The organism is Staphylococcus casei, from assembly GCF_030294405.1.
Lineage (GTDB): Bacteria > Bacillota > Bacilli > Staphylococcales > Staphylococcaceae > Staphylococcus > Staphylococcus succinus.
The window spans coordinates 251,934-268,651 of sequence record NZ_CP125718.1 but is presented as its reverse complement, the minus strand read 5'-3'; the positions used below and the strand labels follow the sequence as shown (position 1 = coordinate 268,651).

Annotated in this window: 11 protein-coding genes; 1 reads left to right on the top strand and 10 read right to left on the bottom strand. The window is 34.0% G+C overall.

Annotation, left to right across the window (positions count from 1 at the left end):
- Nucleotides 1-64: 64 nt before the first annotated feature.
- The 8 genes from QMO72_RS01155 to QMO72_RS01120 all read right to left on the bottom strand — a co-directional run bounded on the left by QMO72_RS01155 (nt 65) and on the right by QMO72_RS01120 (nt 8,512).
- Nucleotides 65-1,138 carry a GntR family transcriptional regulator gene (locus QMO72_RS01155; protein ID WP_103267771.1) on the bottom strand — a complete coding sequence of 358 codons (1,074 nt, stop codon included), beginning with the start codon at nt 1,136-1,138 and terminating at the stop codon, nt 65-67.
- Nucleotides 1,139-1,507: 369 nt separating this feature from the next.
- Nucleotides 1,508-3,151, bottom strand: coding sequence for an alpha-keto acid decarboxylase family protein (locus QMO72_RS01150; RefSeq protein ID WP_103267772.1), 1,644 nt, complete (start codon nt 3,149-3,151; stop codon nt 1,508-1,510).
- Nucleotides 3,152-3,242: 91 nt separating this feature from the next.
- Complete coding sequence (locus tag QMO72_RS01145; protein ID WP_103267773.1) at nt 3,243-4,178, bottom strand: ketopantoate reductase family protein; 936 nt, start codon at nt 4,176-4,178, stop codon at nt 3,243-3,245.
- Between the two features lie 122 nt (nt 4,179-4,300).
- Nucleotides 4,301-4,753: a MarR family winged helix-turn-helix transcriptional regulator gene (locus QMO72_RS01140; RefSeq protein WP_046837482.1), complete on the bottom strand. Its 453-nt coding sequence runs from the start codon at nt 4,751-4,753 to the stop codon at nt 4,301-4,303.
- A gap of 209 nt (nt 4,754-4,962) precedes the next feature.
- Nucleotides 4,963-5,907: a mechanosensitive ion channel gene (locus tag QMO72_RS01135; RefSeq protein ID WP_103267774.1), complete on the bottom strand. Its 945-nt coding sequence runs from the start codon at nt 5,905-5,907 to the stop codon at nt 4,963-4,965.
- A 182-nt stretch (nt 5,908-6,089) separates the two neighbouring features.
- Entirely contained in the window at nt 6,090-6,533 is a 444-nt protein-coding gene (arr, locus tag QMO72_RS01130; RefSeq protein WP_433963172.1) for an NAD(+)--rifampin ADP-ribosyltransferase, read from the bottom strand.
- Between the two features lie 226 nt (nt 6,534-6,759).
- Nucleotides 6,760-7,506 carry a glycerophosphoryl diester phosphodiesterase gene (locus tag QMO72_RS01125; protein ID WP_103267776.1) on the bottom strand — a complete coding sequence of 249 codons (747 nt, stop codon included), beginning with the start codon at nt 7,504-7,506 and terminating at the stop codon, nt 6,760-6,762.
- A gap of 118 nt (nt 7,507-7,624) precedes the next feature.
- Nucleotides 7,625-8,512 carry a LysR family transcriptional regulator gene (locus tag QMO72_RS01120; RefSeq protein ID WP_103267777.1) on the bottom strand — a complete coding sequence of 296 codons (888 nt, stop codon included), beginning with the start codon at nt 8,510-8,512 and terminating at the stop codon, nt 7,625-7,627.
- A 112-nt stretch (nt 8,513-8,624) separates the two neighbouring features.
- Between QMO72_RS01120 and QMO72_RS01115 the strand changes: the two genes are divergently transcribed.
- Nucleotides 8,625-9,815, top strand: coding sequence for an MFS transporter (locus QMO72_RS01115; RefSeq protein WP_103267779.1), 1,191 nt, complete (start codon nt 8,625-8,627; stop codon nt 9,813-9,815).
- A 77-nt stretch (nt 9,816-9,892) separates the two neighbouring features.
- Here the strand turns inward: QMO72_RS01115 and QMO72_RS01110 are convergent, their stop codons facing one another.
- The gene (locus QMO72_RS01110) at nt 9,893-11,068 is read right to left on the bottom strand and encodes a YbfB/YjiJ family MFS transporter (RefSeq protein WP_286093223.1); all 1,176 of its coding nucleotides are present in this window, start codon (nt 11,066-11,068) and stop codon (nt 9,893-9,895) included.
- Nucleotides 11,069-11,410: 342 nt separating this feature from the next.
- Nucleotides 11,411-16,711, bottom strand: coding sequence for an Ig-like domain-containing protein (locus tag QMO72_RS01105; RefSeq protein WP_286093222.1), 5,301 nt, complete (start codon nt 16,709-16,711; stop codon nt 11,411-11,413).
- Between the last annotated feature and the right edge of the window lie 7 nt (nt 16,712-16,718).

Below are 16,718 nucleotides of genomic sequence, written 5' to 3'. Positions count from 1 at the left end.
ATTTTTTGTCCGTATAAGTTGTGCATAAAAAAAAGCCTAATACTATTAGGCTTGAGTTTTAATACTATTTAACTGAATTTCTTTCAATAATGTATGTATCAATCAATTCTGAAGGCTGCGTTTTTCCGGTTTCAATCGTTTTTACCATCCAATTCGCTGCCTTTTCACCTAGCAACTCTTGAGGATGGGATGTTGTCGTTAATTTTATATCATCTAACTTACTAAGTACTGAATTATCCTCACCTACGATTGATATATCCTCTGGCACAGAAATCCCTATTTTTTCTAGATTTTTCATAATGTAATATGCGATTTGATCGTTATAACAAACTACAGCAGAGATGTTAATGTGCTTGTCTTTAACATGTTGAATAAATTGGTTTAACACAGAATCTTTACTTTCTGTATCATAGGTATAGATATATTCGCCTTTAAAAACTTTATGATTATTCTCAAAAGCATTAAAATATCCTTTCATTCGTAACTTACCCTGATTGTCATCAATTTTAGTAATTAACGCAATATTATCATGACCTTTATCTATTAAATATTTTGTAGCTAAATGTCCTGATTTAATATCATCAATAGCGATATAGGGTAAATTCAACTCTTCATACTTTGCATTTATAGATAGTATTGGGATATGACGTTGTTTAAATAATGAATAGTAAGATAAATTAGGGTTATATATATTACTCTTAGTAGGCTCAACGATTAGCCCTTTAATACCTTGATTCAACATCATTTCTAGACATTGTCTTTCATCGATATGATTATTATTAGTACTGGCTAATATTAATGAATAACCATTTTCTCTTAATACTGTTTCTATACCACGAATGATACTTGGAAATATATAATCAGATAAATACGTCACAATAAGGCCAATTTTCTTTGAATTGTTTGTTTGATCTAAATTCAAATACTCATAACTTACGTACGATCCGGAACCTTTTCTTTTCTTTATGTATCCTTCAGTAACAAGTAATTCCATCGCTTGCCTAATCGTGTAGCGACTGACACTGTACATGGTTTGAAAGTCTTTTTCCGTAGGTAATAAAGTGCCTACTTGGTAGTCTTTACTAATTATTTTGCTTTTAATTTCATCCGCTATCACTTGATATTTGGGCTTATTCATAAATACAATCTCCTAGTTCTACCGTTATATTATTAATAATTTCAAGTATAGCATACAAAATAAATTCACTTCTTCTCTCTTGTTATAGTATCGTTCTACTATATGTAAAATGATTATGCTTTGTGTGAAATGCTATACTACTATTCCCTTTTCACTTTGCATCATACATGGTTTGATGACACTAATAAAGAAAATTTGATTATAGATGGGACATTCTATTAATTGAAATAATACCTTTTCAATCATTTAACTGTTTTCAAATGACCTTATGACAAATTCACTTTTATTTTACAATATTTCATGTATAAAAAAGCACCAGTAACATCTATCATGTTATCGGTGCTTTCAGTTAATATGATATTTAATTGATTAACCGTTTTGTTTTGCAAATGCTTGTCCAATAGCATTGAGTTTTATTGGGGCATCATGTACGCCCATCTTCACTTCGATTAAATGCATCATCTGAGGTTGGTCATTAATTTGGTCAAAGGCTTGTTGCAATGATTCGCTAGTAGCAACATCATGCACACTCACCTCGTCAGCACCGCCAAACACTGTAGGTAATAATTTATAGTCCCACATTTTAATATCGTTATACGCAGCATGTTCACCATGAATCTTACGCTCTACAGTATAGCCATCATTATTAATTATAAAGATCACTGGCTTAACTTTTTCTCTAATCATTGTCGACATTTCTTGTACTGTGAGTTGCAATGACCCATCACCAATCAGTAGCACATTTCTTCGATCAGGATCCGCCATTTGTGTGCCGAGTGTCGAAGGCAATGTATAACCTATAGAACCCCATAATGGTTGCCCAATAAATTTATTAGCACTGTATAACGCTAAATCATATGCACCAAAGAAAGAAGTGCCTTGCTCAGCGATAATGATATCATCGTCTTTAATAAAATCTTGCATCATTTTAAAGTAAGTCGCTTGTGTCAAAGGATCATGATTCAATTCATAGTCTTGCGATTTTGGACGTTGATATTTTGGGAAATCTGAATGATTCACATAATCTATTGAAATTAAAGCATCGAGTAATTCTGAAAGTGAAATATGCTCATTTCTCGTTTCATTTATTTTAAAATTACGGTGGTTCATCATTACTACATCATCTATATCAAATTGGTAAGAATAACCGGCTGTTGCCGAATCCGTCAATTTAGCTCCAATATTTAAAATTGCATCGCTTTGATCTACATACTCTCTAATTCTTTCTTCTGCTAAAATACCGTCATAAATCCCCATATAGTATGGGTGTTCTTCATTAAATGCGCCTTTACCTAATGATAATTGCGCAACTGGAATGTGCGTTTTTTCTACAAATTCCACAATTTTATTGTGTAAATTAAAACTGTTAATCTCATGACCCGCGATAATTACAGGGTGGTCTGCGCTTTGCAATTTTTCTTTAACCATATTGATATATTTTTCAGTGTCTTTAAACTGATAATCATCAAATTGAAATGCTTCTGTTACTTCTATTTCAATTGCTGCTACATCAATAGGTAGGTGTATGTGCACTGGTCTTTTTTCATTAATAGCCGCTTTAATTACTCTTGGAATTTCAATTTGTGCGTTCTCTGGTGTGACATACGCTTGTGCTGTTGTAATAGGTTCGTACATTTTTCTATAGTCATCAAAATTCCCTTCTCCTAAAGAATGATGGACATATTTACCTGCACTTTCGACCTTACGTGTTGGCGCGCCAGTAATTTGTATAACTGGGACTCGCTCAGCAAAGGCCCCTGCAATTCCGTTGACTGCACTTAATTCACCGACACCAAACGTTGTAACCATGGCTCCAATACCTTTAATGCGTGCATAACCGTCTGCAGCATAACTTGCATTTAATTCATTTGTATTACCAATCCAGTCCATATCATCTCTACTTATAATATCGTCTAAAAATGTAAGATTAAAATCTCCAGGAACTCCGAAAACTTTGTCCACGCCTACAGCACTAATACAGTCCATTAAATATTGCCCTATACGTTTTTTCATACATCATTTCCCCTTTTTATCTTTCTTTACTACACTACAAACGTAACTCAAACGATAAAAAAGGTCAATGATATTGACTTAAATAAACGGTTTAACTTTCTGCTTTTAATTCTAATTGGTGAATCATATGCGTCAACATTTCATTGTTAGGCGTTGGTATGCCAACTGCTTTTCCATATTTTACGATTTGACCATTTAAATAATCTATTTCTGTTAACCTTCCTTTGTATAGATCTTGATGCATAGATGGATAATGTAACCCTTGAGCCTCGATAGGGTATGCTGCCTCAATCTTATTAACTAAAGCTTCAAAATCAAGTTCCAAACCCCTTGCCTTAGCGACTGCAACGATTTCTTCAATAACGGGTTCAATCATTTGTCGTACATTAGGGTATTGTGAGAACTGATTAATTGTCTTATCTAAAATTGTACATAATGGATTGAGTACACTATTTAATGTTGCTTTCGACCAAATGGATTGAAAGACATTGTCACTGATCTTTGAATTTAATTTGGCATCATTAAAAATGTTATTAATCTCAACCGTACGTTGATCTTCGTGACCATCTGCGCGCTGCAATTCAATCGTACCTGTACCTTCTAAGAGTAATTGGCCTGGCCCTTTAAGACCAGCCGTCCACATCGTTACCGCTAAAAATATTTGGGATTTCGGAACAATGTTTGCAAAACGTTCATCATGTCCAAGACCATTCATCATAGTCAGAATTGCAGTATCTTCTTTAATTGCCTGTGCTGTATTGAGCTTTTTAATCATCATTTCTGAATCCATAGCTTTAGTTAAAACAATAATTAAATCATAAGCGTCAGTGACTTGTTCTGGGTATCGTGCTTTAATGTCATATTGATATGTACTTGTTTCCTTTTGAACACTCATTCCCTCTTGATTGATACGTTCAATATGTTCAGCCCATTCATCCACTAGCGTAACATCATACCCTGCTTGTGCCATTTGTATACCTACACGTCCACCCATTGCGCCAGTTCCTGCTATTGCTATTTTATACATCTAAATCCCCCTTTATTTATCTACCTTTATCGTAGAGTGAATTGATTTACCACGCAACCCATCCACAACAATGATAAAAAAACACAGCCTCGTGAGCTGTGCTTAGTAATATGCTATATACTTTATTCTATCTCATCTTTTAAGTATTTAACTTCTTGAAAACCTGTGCGGTATGAAGCAAATTCTTCCATAATAGCATACCAATCGTTACCCACTTTTTTTTGAATTTCTTGGAATAAGTCATTTTGTGCTTTATTAAGTTCCTTAACCAGCTTTGTGCCTTTTTCTGTAGGGTATAATGCTTTAATTCGCTTGTCCGCTTCAGTTTGCTTTTCTATAATATATGCTTCATCTTTTAATTTTTTAAGCGCTGCATGGCTACCTTGTTTTGAAATTTCCATACTTTTCAATAAATCTTTGATAGTAATGCCAGGGACTTTCTCTATAAAAAATAAAAATCTATGATGTTGTCTATTTAAACCATAAGCTTCAATAATTTCATCCGCTGTATTAATAAATGTTTTATATGCAAAATAAAACAGCAGATTTTCATAATCATTATTATTTCCTTCCATTACTCACATTCCTTTACAACCGATATATACTATTTTAAACATTTTCATCACAATGATACGAACATCTTTATCTTATCACTATTAACCTATTTATAAAGCATAACTTTCCATTATTCAATAGAATAAAGTGATAAAAATAGGCTATTATACCTAGCAATTAGGTACAATAGCCTTAATCATATCAGTAAGATGATAAAACCTTATTTTACTTAGCGCTTATCTTTTTCTGAATCAATTTTATCCGAAAACTTACTTAATTGTTTCTCGGCAAATGCTTTCCCACCAATACCAAATGCAATCGCAAATGCTACCGCAACCGCACCTAGAATTAACAAGAATGCTACGTTAACAATGCTTTGAGCGAAGTTCAGTTGATCCAATGTCATAAATACCGAAACAATAATCACTAAATATTTCACAATTTCAGCTAGCATAGCGTTACCTGTAGATTTATTGATTAATTTTGATACTAAATTACCACCAATTAATCCTAATGCTAAGATAATAGCCGCTGAAATTACTAATGGTAAATAACCAATAATGGCTTCACCGATTTTATTTAATACTGATAAATTAACAGTATTTAACGCTTGTACTGTGAAAAACAGACCAATTAATGTAGTTATAACCCATCCCGCTGCTGTTGGTATATCAATACTGTCTTTGTTGTCACCAAAATTCACATAACGATTAAAACGACTTACATTTAAGCTTGCGAGTAAGTTTTTCACTAACGTGCCTAAAACTTTTGCGATAAACAATCCTAAGACTAGAATGATTACAGCAACTATGATTTTAGGTGCAAAGTTAAGTATGCTGCTTGTCATACCTTTAATCGGTTTTGATACTGATTGCATATTTAAAGTATCAAATACTGATGGTAAGAATAATAGGAATACTAAGAAATAAGCAAGTTTACCAAATGTTTGTATAATACCTGAAGATTCGGACTTGCCACTGTCAGCATCTACTAATCCTTTCTTTTGTAACCAAGATTCAAATCCTAATGCTCCAAGACCCTTGACTATAATTTTCTTAACTATTACTGCGATTATCCATGCAATAAGTAAGAATATAAGCGCGCCAATAATGTTTGGAACAAAGCTAATAATTTTATCTAATACACTCATTAAAGAATCTAATATTTTATTCATAATGATTGCCCCCTTTTTATGACAAGATACCCTAGTGAAAATTGAGTAATCATTTTTATATAAATTTTTTTAGAGTATTTTCTATAAACAGTTTTATTTGAATTAAATCAAAATTTTAAATATAAAAAATAGCTTAAATCAGGGTTACACTATGCTTTAAGCTATAAACACTTTAATACGTATTAATTTTCGATAATATCTAACCCTTTGTCTCTTAGTTCCTTCAAACCCTCTAACATTTGATTAATTGTGTCTTCTGAATGTCTTTCCCATGTAGCTAATTCACCAATAATTCTTAAAGGTTCAGTTGAACGATATGAACGTGTAGGATTGCCTGGAAGTTTTTTATCGGTAACGTTAGGATCATTTTCAAAATCTCCTATAGGTTCAACGATATAAATATGTTCTTTAGCTGGGCCATCACTTAACGCCGCAGCAAGTTCCGCTCCCCATTTAGCAGTATCTAATGATCCAGTAAAGTAAATATGATTCATGATTCTATCTTGGTAATTTGACTTACGTTGTGCATGAAGTAATGTTCCTAACTCTAACGCTGCTTTCGTACCATGAAAGAATGGCCCTTGGTCTAATACATTATTTTGTTCAATCATCACGCAACACTCCATTTCTCCTTAAGCTATTCATCAGTATAAACGTCTGCAGTACAAAGAAGTAGTCTATAATAATAGTTTTATTTATAGTATAATAAAGACAAAGGAAGCTATGTATCTTTATATTTTTTCCATAAAAAAGCCTATTTGCTCGTGTATACCACTCAGCAAATAGGCTTTTATTGGTTAAACCATATTGATAAGATACATCACACCATTCATAGCATCTTATAACATTATATTAAGATTTTTCTAAATGAACCATATCATCAGCTTTATCTGTAAAGATACCATCTACACCCCAATTTGCTAATTGGTTTGCTCTTAATTTTTTATTAACTGTCCAAACATTAAGTTCATATCCAGCATTTTTTATCATTTTAACACGTGCTTGGGTAAGTTTCGCATCTTCAATATTCACTGTTTTCGACCCACAAAATTCTAATACAGTTCTCCAATCACTTTCGAAGGCTGCTGCTTTAAAAAGCACTGCTCTTTTATATTTTGGCATAATACGCTCAGATAATTTTACTAATGGAATATTAAAGCTCGATATCATTACCTCTAAATGTGCATCTAATACTTTTAATTTTTCTGCAACTTGTGTGACCATACTTTCAGACAACTTTGTTCCTTGATCTCCTGTGACACCTTTTAATTCTACATTTAAATTCACTTGTGCTGAATTCGCAAATTTTATGACATCATCAAATGTAGGTAACTTTTCCTCTTTGAAGTTGGGACCAAACCAACTACCTGCTGATGCATGCTGTAATTCGTCATAATTGAGCTGTGTAATCTCTCCTACCATATCTGTGGTACGATCTAAATAATCATCATGGATAATGACTAATTGCTCATCTTTGGTAATGGCTACGTCGAATTCAACCCATTTTAATCCTGATACTTTCGAAGCAGCTTTATACGAAGCCAATGTATTTTCTGGCGCTTTGCTCGGTAATCCTCTATGACCATATACTGTAAACATCTACTCTTCTCCTTAAAAATGCAATTTAAAGTAATTATGAATATGATAAACAGTATATTACAAATAATCAAAATATATGTGTTTATAGTATTTTCATCATTCGACTTCTAGAAACGATTTACTTTTTCAGATTTTCAAAATATTCCACAATACTTTCTCTTGTCTTATTAATAATAGGAACCATATTACTTTTACTTTTATAACAAATACCTATCGTTCTATTTGCTACATAGTTTTTAATTGGAATTTGCTTTAAATTTGCAATTTCTATATTTCTTAGATGCGGTAAAATGGATATCCCCAATCCAGAGCTAATAAAAGCGGCAATAGTAATCATCTCATCACCTTCAAAATTAATTTCTGGACTAAATTCATATGCTTTGAATATTTCATCTACTTGCTCTCTTAAAACGTAGTCTTGTTTTAGTAAAATAAATTTTTCATCAATGAGTTCCTGTATAGATATCTCTGTTCGCTGCGCTAATGGATGCGTTTCATTCAATGTTACGTATAACGCTTCCTTTAATAATGGTTCAAATTGGGTGTTTTGTGTAATTTCAGACACAGTGGTAATTACAATATCTGCCTCTCCGTCGTCTACCATTTTCAACAGATTTTTAGCATTGTTCTGTACAAGTTTTAATTGAATATCTGGAAATTTAAGTTTAAACGATTTAAGAAATTCTGAAATATAAGTCACACCCACAGAATGTAAAAATCCAATCGTCAGTTTACCGTGATAGGCATGCGTTGAATTGATAATATTACTCCTATATATTTCCATTTCACTTATAATATTATTTGTCGTTTGAAGAAATTCTGTCCCATATTTATTTAACTTTATCGTCCTACCTATTCGATTAAACAAAGGGACACCTAATTCTTTTTCCAAATTTTTAATTGACCTACTCAATGCAGATTGGCTTACATTTAAAGTCTTTGCAGTCTCAGACATGTTTTCTGATTTCGCTAATTGTTTAAAGTATTCAAAATGATGCCATTCCATTACTTTCACCTCTTATGCACTAAACACATTGATTATATGATAATTATGCATTTTTCATCTTATCTATTCCATGCTAACATAAAATCATCAACCATAAGTGAGGTAAGTGCAATTGGATAATCTAAGTAACAACTATGTTGAAAAGGGTTCAAAATCATACATAAAAATCATTGTTGCCCTCTTCATCTCAGGCTTCACTATATTCTCAATACTGTATAGTGTACAACCATTAATACCTCATTTCACAAAAACATTTCACGTCAGTGAAACAATGGCAAGTTTAGCTTTATCTTCAACTACTTTAACTTTAGCCATAGCCATGTTGTTTTTTGGTGCTATATCAGAAGTCATTGGTCGTAAACCAATTATGGTATTCTCAGTTATTTCTGTCTCTATATTAGCTTTAGTACAATCCTTCATTACAGATTTTAATACGTTTTTAATTATTCGGTTCATTCAAGGTATTTGTCTAGCAGGATTACCTTCTATAGCGATGGCCTATATTGGGGAAGAAATCTCCATCAAAAATTTGCCCGAAGCTATGGGTATCTATATTAGTGGAAATGCTTTTGGGGGTGCGTTTGGAAGAATTTTTACAGGTTTTATTTCAAGTATCTACGGCTACCAAATAGGCTTACTGTCCATCGGAATTATAAGCGTTATAGCTGCATTACTATTCACAATTCTACTACCACCGTCTAATCATTTTGAAAAGCAACGTTTTTCAATTAAGGATTTATTTTCTAGCTATGCCCACCATTTAAAAAATATTCGGTTATTAAAACCCTTTATGCTAGGTTTTTTACTCTTAGGATGTAATATTGCTGCTTTTAACTATATTAGCTTTGTTTTAGCATCTAGACCTTATGAATTACACGATGGTATCATCAGTTTTATTTACTTATTATTTCTCATTGGCATGTTGTCTTCTATTTTAAACGCAAAATTACGTGCAAAGTTAGGGACGTTAAATGCTTTGAAATTCAGTATACTCATGTTAATTTTTGGAATTTGGATTACCCTCTTACCGCCATTGGGTTTTAAAATAATTGGCTTAGCCTTTAGTGTTTATGCATTTTTCAGCGGTCATGCTATATCAAGTGCAGTAGTCGCCGGACGTGCTGAGCATCATAGAGCACAAGCTTCAAGCTTATACTTATTATTTTATTACATGGGGTCTTCTGTCGGAGGCACTTTAGCAGGTTATTTCTACGGTTTATTTCAATGGTCAGGTGTGGTTATGATGATCACATTATTTATGATAATCGCCTTCATTATTTCAGCAACAATCAAACAACGTTAAACCTCATAGGTTAGACAACGATAAGAAAAGGGACTGATCATTTCAGTCCCTTTTCTTATCGTTTGAAGTTTGTTGCCTCATACTTGTGCAGTCTTATAACTATACATACTCGCTAACAACCCTAGAATTAAAATAACTGAAGCAAAAATCAATGCTGCATTATAATTTCCGCTGTTTCCAATCAATACACCTGATACGGTAGGCGCAATCATCTGACCCAGACTGTATATTACAGTTAAAGTGGCTACTAAGTTAATTTTACTTTCACTTTTGAACATTAAATTTTGGCCCTCAGACATAAATAATGTTGTTAGCCCCAGAAACGTGCCTCCAAATAATAGTGAACTAATGATGAGACTGACCATGCTTTCAGAGAATACTGGTAATACCACACCTATGATTTGTAAAATAAATGCTAGATAAATTGCCTTGCCGCGTCCTATTTTATCAGCCAATACAGACCACAGAATTGTAGAAGGGATAGCGCCTAAGCCTACAAACATCCAGCTTAAGGCCGCATACTCGGACAAAGCTGGAATCGATTTAACAATTGCTACTAAGAAGGTCCCTGTAATGATATAACCTGCACCTTCACAAAAATAAGACACAGAAAACCACAACATAAATCTTTTATTCAGCTTAACTCGAGACGCAGGAACTTTTTCATATGTGACTGTCTCTCTATTATCGAAGGTAGGGTTTTGTCTCATTCCCATAACAACTAAACTTCCTATAACTAAAGAACATAAACCAAGTATTACCCATGTCATTGCCCACGATTGAGAAGTAGTAAATATAAATACAAATATACTACTTGCAAAAATGCCTAGACCTACTGCACTATACAACATACCTGACATACGTTCTTTGTTTGCTAACCTCAAAGCTTCTAGTGTTACATTCGATGCTAAAACAAATACGGTACCACTTGTTATGCCAGAAATAAGCCTAAACGTTATCCATAATGTGAAATTCTCAGAAACCCCCATTAATAAAGTCGTAATAATATTTATTAATAAATATATTTTTAAGTCTGTCACTTTATTAAATATTACAATCCAAATAGGGATAATCGCTCCAATCAAATACCCTAAATAGTTAATTGTTGCTAGAATACCTGCATTTTGGTCATTCATTCCTTCTATATGTTGCATGAATGGCATAATTGGCGTGTATGCAAAACGACCAATAGCCATAACAATGCACAAACAAATCATTCCTAATATCAACTGTTTATATGCATGCTGCATCATTTACGCTCCTTTATATATCATAATGCCATTCATTATACGCTTAACTTTAAATTTTACATATATGTGATACTACTTTTTAACAGGTGTATCTACCGAGAACTCTTGGACAGATTTCGCAAAATTAGGATAGAAAACAGTAGTAGTCGGAGTCGTTATACTTATTAGCACCTACGTGGGTTCAGTTCTGTAGTCGTCGCAGAAATTATATTACACCTTCAATGCATAGTATAAAACTAATTTTATTAGCTATACATCATTTGCTTAAACCCAAAATGCCCCTACTAAGACATAGGGGCATTTTTTGAGACTTATTTTAATAATTTAAAATGTAAATGATTCATATTATTGATTTGAAGATGTTTTTTTACGACGTTTTCCAAGTAACAATAACGTTCCTATCGTAACGAACAGACTACCCAATAACATATTGTGTGTCTCATAATTAATACCAGTTTTAGGCAATTGCTTGTTTCGTTGTACTGATTCTTTTCTATTGGTTGAATTAAGCGCGGTATTATCTCTATTCATATTAGTATTAGATTGATTCATCCGCTCTAAACTTTGCTTGCTCAATGATATTATATTATTTTTCACTGCGTCTTTATCTTTCACTTTAACCAATTGGTCTGGCACATCAATAGTATTATTTTCAATAGATTTTTGGGTTGCTATTTCATTTATTAAATGATTTATTTGTTTTGGTTTATGTTGCTCGTCTGCTCGACTTGAAACAGGTGTTTGTGACCTAGTTACAATCATATTCACATGTTCAGAAGCATTTCCATGTTTGTCTATAGCTTGTATCATTATAATATCACCAGCATGAAGATGAATATCTTTAGGTAAAGTAATCACAAAGTGACCATTATTATCAACTATATGTTTTATTTCTTTTTCATTTGGTAATACGATAATTACTGTAGACCCGGGCTCTGCTGTTCCACTAATTTCTTCATCTTCACTTGTCACTTGATTCACCGTTGGTGCTGTCGGTGGCGTCTTATCTTCTATCACAACTTCATTCACTTCCGATTCATTTCCTGATGCGTCAACCGCTGTGACTTGTAGTACTTCTCCGCCTTCATATTTCTCATTCTCCGGTAAATCAATAATGTAATTACCTTGGGTATCTGCTTTTGTTGTCAGCTCTTGTCCATTTGGTAGTATTACTTTGACTGTGGCTCCTGGCTCTGCTGTTCCATGAATTTCTCCATCTTCACTCGTCACTTGATTCACCGTCGGTGCTGTCGGTGGCGTCTTATCTTCTATCACCACTTCACGCTCTTCTGATTCATTTCCTGCTTCATCCGTCGCTGTGACTTGTAATGTTTCCCCACCTTCATATTTCTCATTGCTCGGTAAGTCAATAATGTAATTACCTTGGGCATCTGCTTTTGTTGTCAGTTCTTGTCCACTTGGTAATGTTACTTTGACCGTTGCCCCTGGTTCTGCTGTTCCACTAATTTGGGCATCTTCACTCGTTACTTGATTCACCGTTGGTGCTGTCGGAGGTGTCTTATCTTCTATCACCACTTCACTCCCTTCTGATTCATTTCCTGAACCGTCAATCGCTGTGACTTGTAGCGTTTCTCCACCTTCATATTTCTCGTTGCTCGGTAAATCAACAATATAATTACCTTGGGTATCTGCTTTTGTTGTCAGCTCTTGTCCATTTGGTAGTATTACTTTGATCGTTGATCCTGGCTCTGCTGTTCCACTCACTTGTGGCGATTCACTCGTCACTTGATTCACCGTCGGTGCTCTCGGAGGTGTCTTATCTTCTATCACCACTTCACTCTCTTCTGATTCATTTCCCGAACCGTCAATCGCTGTGACTTGTATTACTTCTCCACCTTCATATTTCTCATTAGCCGGTAAATCAATAATGTAATTACCTTGGGCATCTGCTTCTGTTATCAGTTCTTGTCCACTTGGTAATGTTACTTTGACTGTAGACCCGGGCTCTGCTGTTCCACTAATTTCTCCATCTTCACTCGTCACTTGATTCACCGTCGGTGCTGTCGGTGGCGTCTTATCTTCTATCACAACTTCATTCACTTCCGATTCATTTCCTGATGCGTCAACCGCTGTGACTTGTAGTACTTCTCCGCCTTCATATTTCTCATTCTCCGGTAAATCAATAATGTAATTACCTTGGGCATCTGCTTCTGTTGTCAGTTCTTGTCCACTTGGTAGTATTACTTTGACTGTGGATCCTGCTTCTGCTGTTCCACTAATTTCTCCATCTTCGCTCGTCACTTGATTCACCGTTGGTGCTCTCGGAGGTGTCTTATCTTCTATCACCACTTCACTCTCTTCTGATTCATTTCCTGATTCATCAGTCGCTGTGACTTGTATTAATTCTCCACCTTCATATTTCTCATTCTCCGGTAAATTAATGCTGTAATTACCTTGGGCATCTGCTTCTGTTGTCAGTTCTTGTCCACTTGGTAGTATTACTTTGATCGTTGATCCTGGCTCTGCTGTTCCACTAATTTCTCCATCTTCACTCGTCACTTGATTCACCATCGGTGCTGTCGGTGGCGTCTTATCTTCTATCACCACTTCACTCTCTTCTGATTCATTTCCTGCTTCATCCGTCGCTGTGACTTGTATTACTTCTCCACCTTCATATTTCTCATTTTCCGGTAAATCAATAATGTAATTACCTTGGGCATCTGCTTCTGTTGTCAGTTCTTGTCCACTTGGTAATGTTACTTTGACTGTGGATCCTGGCTCTGCTGTTCCACTAATTTCTCCATCTTCACTCGTTACTTGATTCACCATCGGTGCTGTCGGTGGCGTCTTATCTTCTATCACCACTTCACTCTCTTCAGATTCGTTTCCTGCTTCATCCGTCGCTGTGACTTGTATTACTTCTCCACCTTCATATTTCTCATTAGACGATAAATCAATAATGTAATTACCTTGATTGTCTGCTTCTGTTGTCAACTCTTGTCCATTTGGTAATGTTACTTTGACTGTAGACCCGGGCTCCGCTATTCCACTAATTTCTCCATCTTCACTCGTCACTTGATTCACCGTCGGTGCTGTCGGCGGCGTTCCATCTGAAACTATAATTGAATCTGATGGGTAACTTTCTGTTCCATCTTTTTCTGCTAGGGCTGTTACGCTTGTTCCACCATTTAATGGTTTTAGCAATTTTATTGAGACTTCATTTTTTCCTTGCTCAATTTTAGCGCTACCTATAATATTTCCATTATCATCTTGCAAAGTAACTGTTGACCCTTCTATACCATGAATCGTTATTTCTGTATCAGCATCTGTAATAGGATTAAGCGTAGGTTTTAATATTTCATGCATATCAATAATATTAAATTCACTGATTTCATCATTGTCGTAATGAGGGGATTCAATGGCAATAGTATATTGCCCAACCAATGCATTAGCTATATCTATCGCAAAATCACCATTAGGTCCCACATTATTTCTACCTAGTTCTTCACCTTTTTCGTTAAATACTTTAGCTATTTGTCCTATTGCGTTTGGTGAAAGGTATACATTTCCTGAGACAACATTGTCATCTGTAGTAATATCTGGAACGATTGGTTTTCCTACTAAAGGTGATGTTTTATGAATTAAATATTCATCCCCATCATTTTTACCATCATTATCCGTATCTTGATTCATAGGATCTGAAAGCGATCGATGTATTTCAAAATTATCTGTGAGTCCATCTCGATCAATATCTTGAATATAATAAGATGATGTTCCAAAAGTATTGGCAACCATACCACCATCGCTATCGGTCAAATATCCGTAAAAAGTAAAGTCTTCTTTAATTCTTGATGTTTCACCGATGAGATTTCCACCTTTGTCATCAAACGCTGCTTCTCTGGTTAATATATTATTTGGGCTTTGATTAAATTTAGCTACTATTCTTATTCCAACTGTTTCTGGTAATGAATTATTAAATTCTATTAGTGTATTTAAATTTTCAGCAGATATGGATCCATGACCTTGTGAATCAACTGTAAGGTTAGCTACTTTGTTATTTTCGTAATATTTTTTATCAAATCCTGCTACACCTTCAAAATCATATCTATGTAACTCCAATGACCCAATAAATGGTAAAAGTACTGGATCAATTTTATAATTATATGTCCATTGCTTATTTAAACCTAAATCTAATAAAGGACCACCATAATTAAATATTCCATTTTTTAATATTTGCTGATCTGCCACAAGACCACCAAATTCACCAATTGATGGATCGTATTGTACTGAACCACTACTTGCTTTAAAAGCATTATTAGCAGCAATAGATTTCGAATGCTTTAGATTATTATAAGTAGTATCAGACAATGTTAAAAAATACCCACTACTTTCAGATGTTCTAATTTTTTTATTTTCCAAGGAATCTTTAACGTAAATTAAATAATTCATTTTATTGTTAGATAAATTTTTAACTTTAGCTAAAATATTTTCTACTGTGTCGTCTAATTCAATCTTGCCTCCTTCAGCAGTGTATTGACTGAGAATTTCTGCTCCGCCAAATAATCCTCCATTTGCTCTGATATAATTTACTTGCCAAATATTAGTCTTCTTACCTGCATCACTGATGACACGATTAAATGTAACAACATTATTTCTATTCGCTGGATGGATGGTAATGCTTTTGACATGGTCGGCTATAAAAGTATCTAACTGTAAATTGATTTTAAACCTATCTCCTGAATTAGCTCCTGTTAAGTAGCTATGTATTTTAAACGGAATGACTTTACTGTTTAAAACGCTTTTATCTGTTAGATTTTCTGGGTCAAAAATGAGTGACTGAAACGTATAGTTATCTGAGTAATGCAATGTTTCCAATGAATTATCCTCAGTAGCTTCTCTGGCTGCCGTAGCCTCTCTTGTCAAAATTTTAGGTGTTTTTTTGAAGTTGTGTCTAACCTTTCGCATAGCAGTTAGATGTGTGGCTCGCGTTTTTCGGATTCGCTTTTCCTCTTCCTTCTTACCGCTTAATTCATTAGAAGTTTGCTTATGTTGCTTTGCTATTGATGATGTATTTTGAGTTTTTATATTTTGTGGTATTTGTACATCTGTTGTTTTATTTTTGGAACTTTCATTTTCAACGTTAGCATCGTTATCTTTATATTCAGATGGTTGTATATGTACAGTGCTTTGTTTATTAAAATCATTTTTTGAGTTTTTAGACGTATTAGGTTTGCTTAGTTCATCATTTATATCTCCTTTTACGTCCTCTGTTGTATCACCAACATTTGAAATAATATCGTTCTCTTTAGAAGGGAATTGAATTTTATCATTATCTTCCCCTACATTTATATTCTCTGTATTTCGGTTTTCTGAAGTAATTTGCGATAAGTTAGTCTTTTTAATTTCTACATTGTTAGTTGGTTGATTCTCTGAAGTTGGGGTGCTTTCAATGTGTTCTTCATTAATTGTTGAAGCTTCATCATTTTCTTTAAGCGTTTCAGAATTTTCATTTGAATATTCAGAGCTTTGAGCAAATTGATTTTTTTCTATTTCATCTGCTTTTGCCTCTTTATTTAATCCAAATACTAATGTTGCACCTATAAGTAGTGATGCTGTCCCAACTGTAAGCTTTCTTATCGAATACTTATTCAAATGATTCGACATAAAATTACAATTATTTTTCATTAGTTTC

Excerpts from the sequence above, each read along its gene's own strand:
- QMO72_RS01155 (WP_103267771.1), bottom strand. The coding sequence starts at position 1,138 with ATGAATAAGCCCAAATATCAAGTGATAGCGGATGAAATTAAAAGCAAA.
- QMO72_RS01150 (WP_103267772.1), bottom strand. The coding sequence starts at position 3,151 with ATGAAAAAACGTATAGGGCAATATTTAATGGACTGTATTAGTGCTGTA.
- QMO72_RS01145 (WP_103267773.1), bottom strand. The coding sequence starts at position 4,178 with ATGTATAAAATAGCAATAGCAGGAACTGGCGCAATGGGTGGACGTGTA.
- QMO72_RS01140 (WP_046837482.1), bottom strand. The coding sequence starts at position 4,753 with ATGGAAGGAAATAATAATGATTATGAAAATCTGCTGTTTTATTTTGCA.
- QMO72_RS01135 (WP_103267774.1), bottom strand. The coding sequence starts at position 5,907 with ATGAATAAAATATTAGATTCTTTAATGAGTGTATTAGATAAAATTATT.
- arr (WP_433963172.1), bottom strand. The coding sequence starts at position 6,533 with ATGGAGTGTTGCGTGATGATTGAACAAAATAATGTATTAGACCAAGGG.
- QMO72_RS01125 (WP_103267776.1), bottom strand. The coding sequence starts at position 7,506 with ATGTTTACAGTATATGGTCATAGAGGATTACCGAGCAAAGCGCCAGAA.
- QMO72_RS01120 (WP_103267777.1), bottom strand. The coding sequence starts at position 8,512 with ATGGAATGGCATCATTTTGAATACTTTAAACAATTAGCGAAATCAGAA.
- QMO72_RS01110 (WP_286093223.1), bottom strand. The coding sequence starts at position 11,068 with ATGATGCAGCATGCATATAAACAGTTGATATTAGGAATGATTTGTTTG.
- QMO72_RS01105 (WP_286093222.1), bottom strand. The coding sequence starts at position 16,711 with ATGAAAAATAATTGTAATTTTATGTCGAATCATTTGAATAAGTATTCG.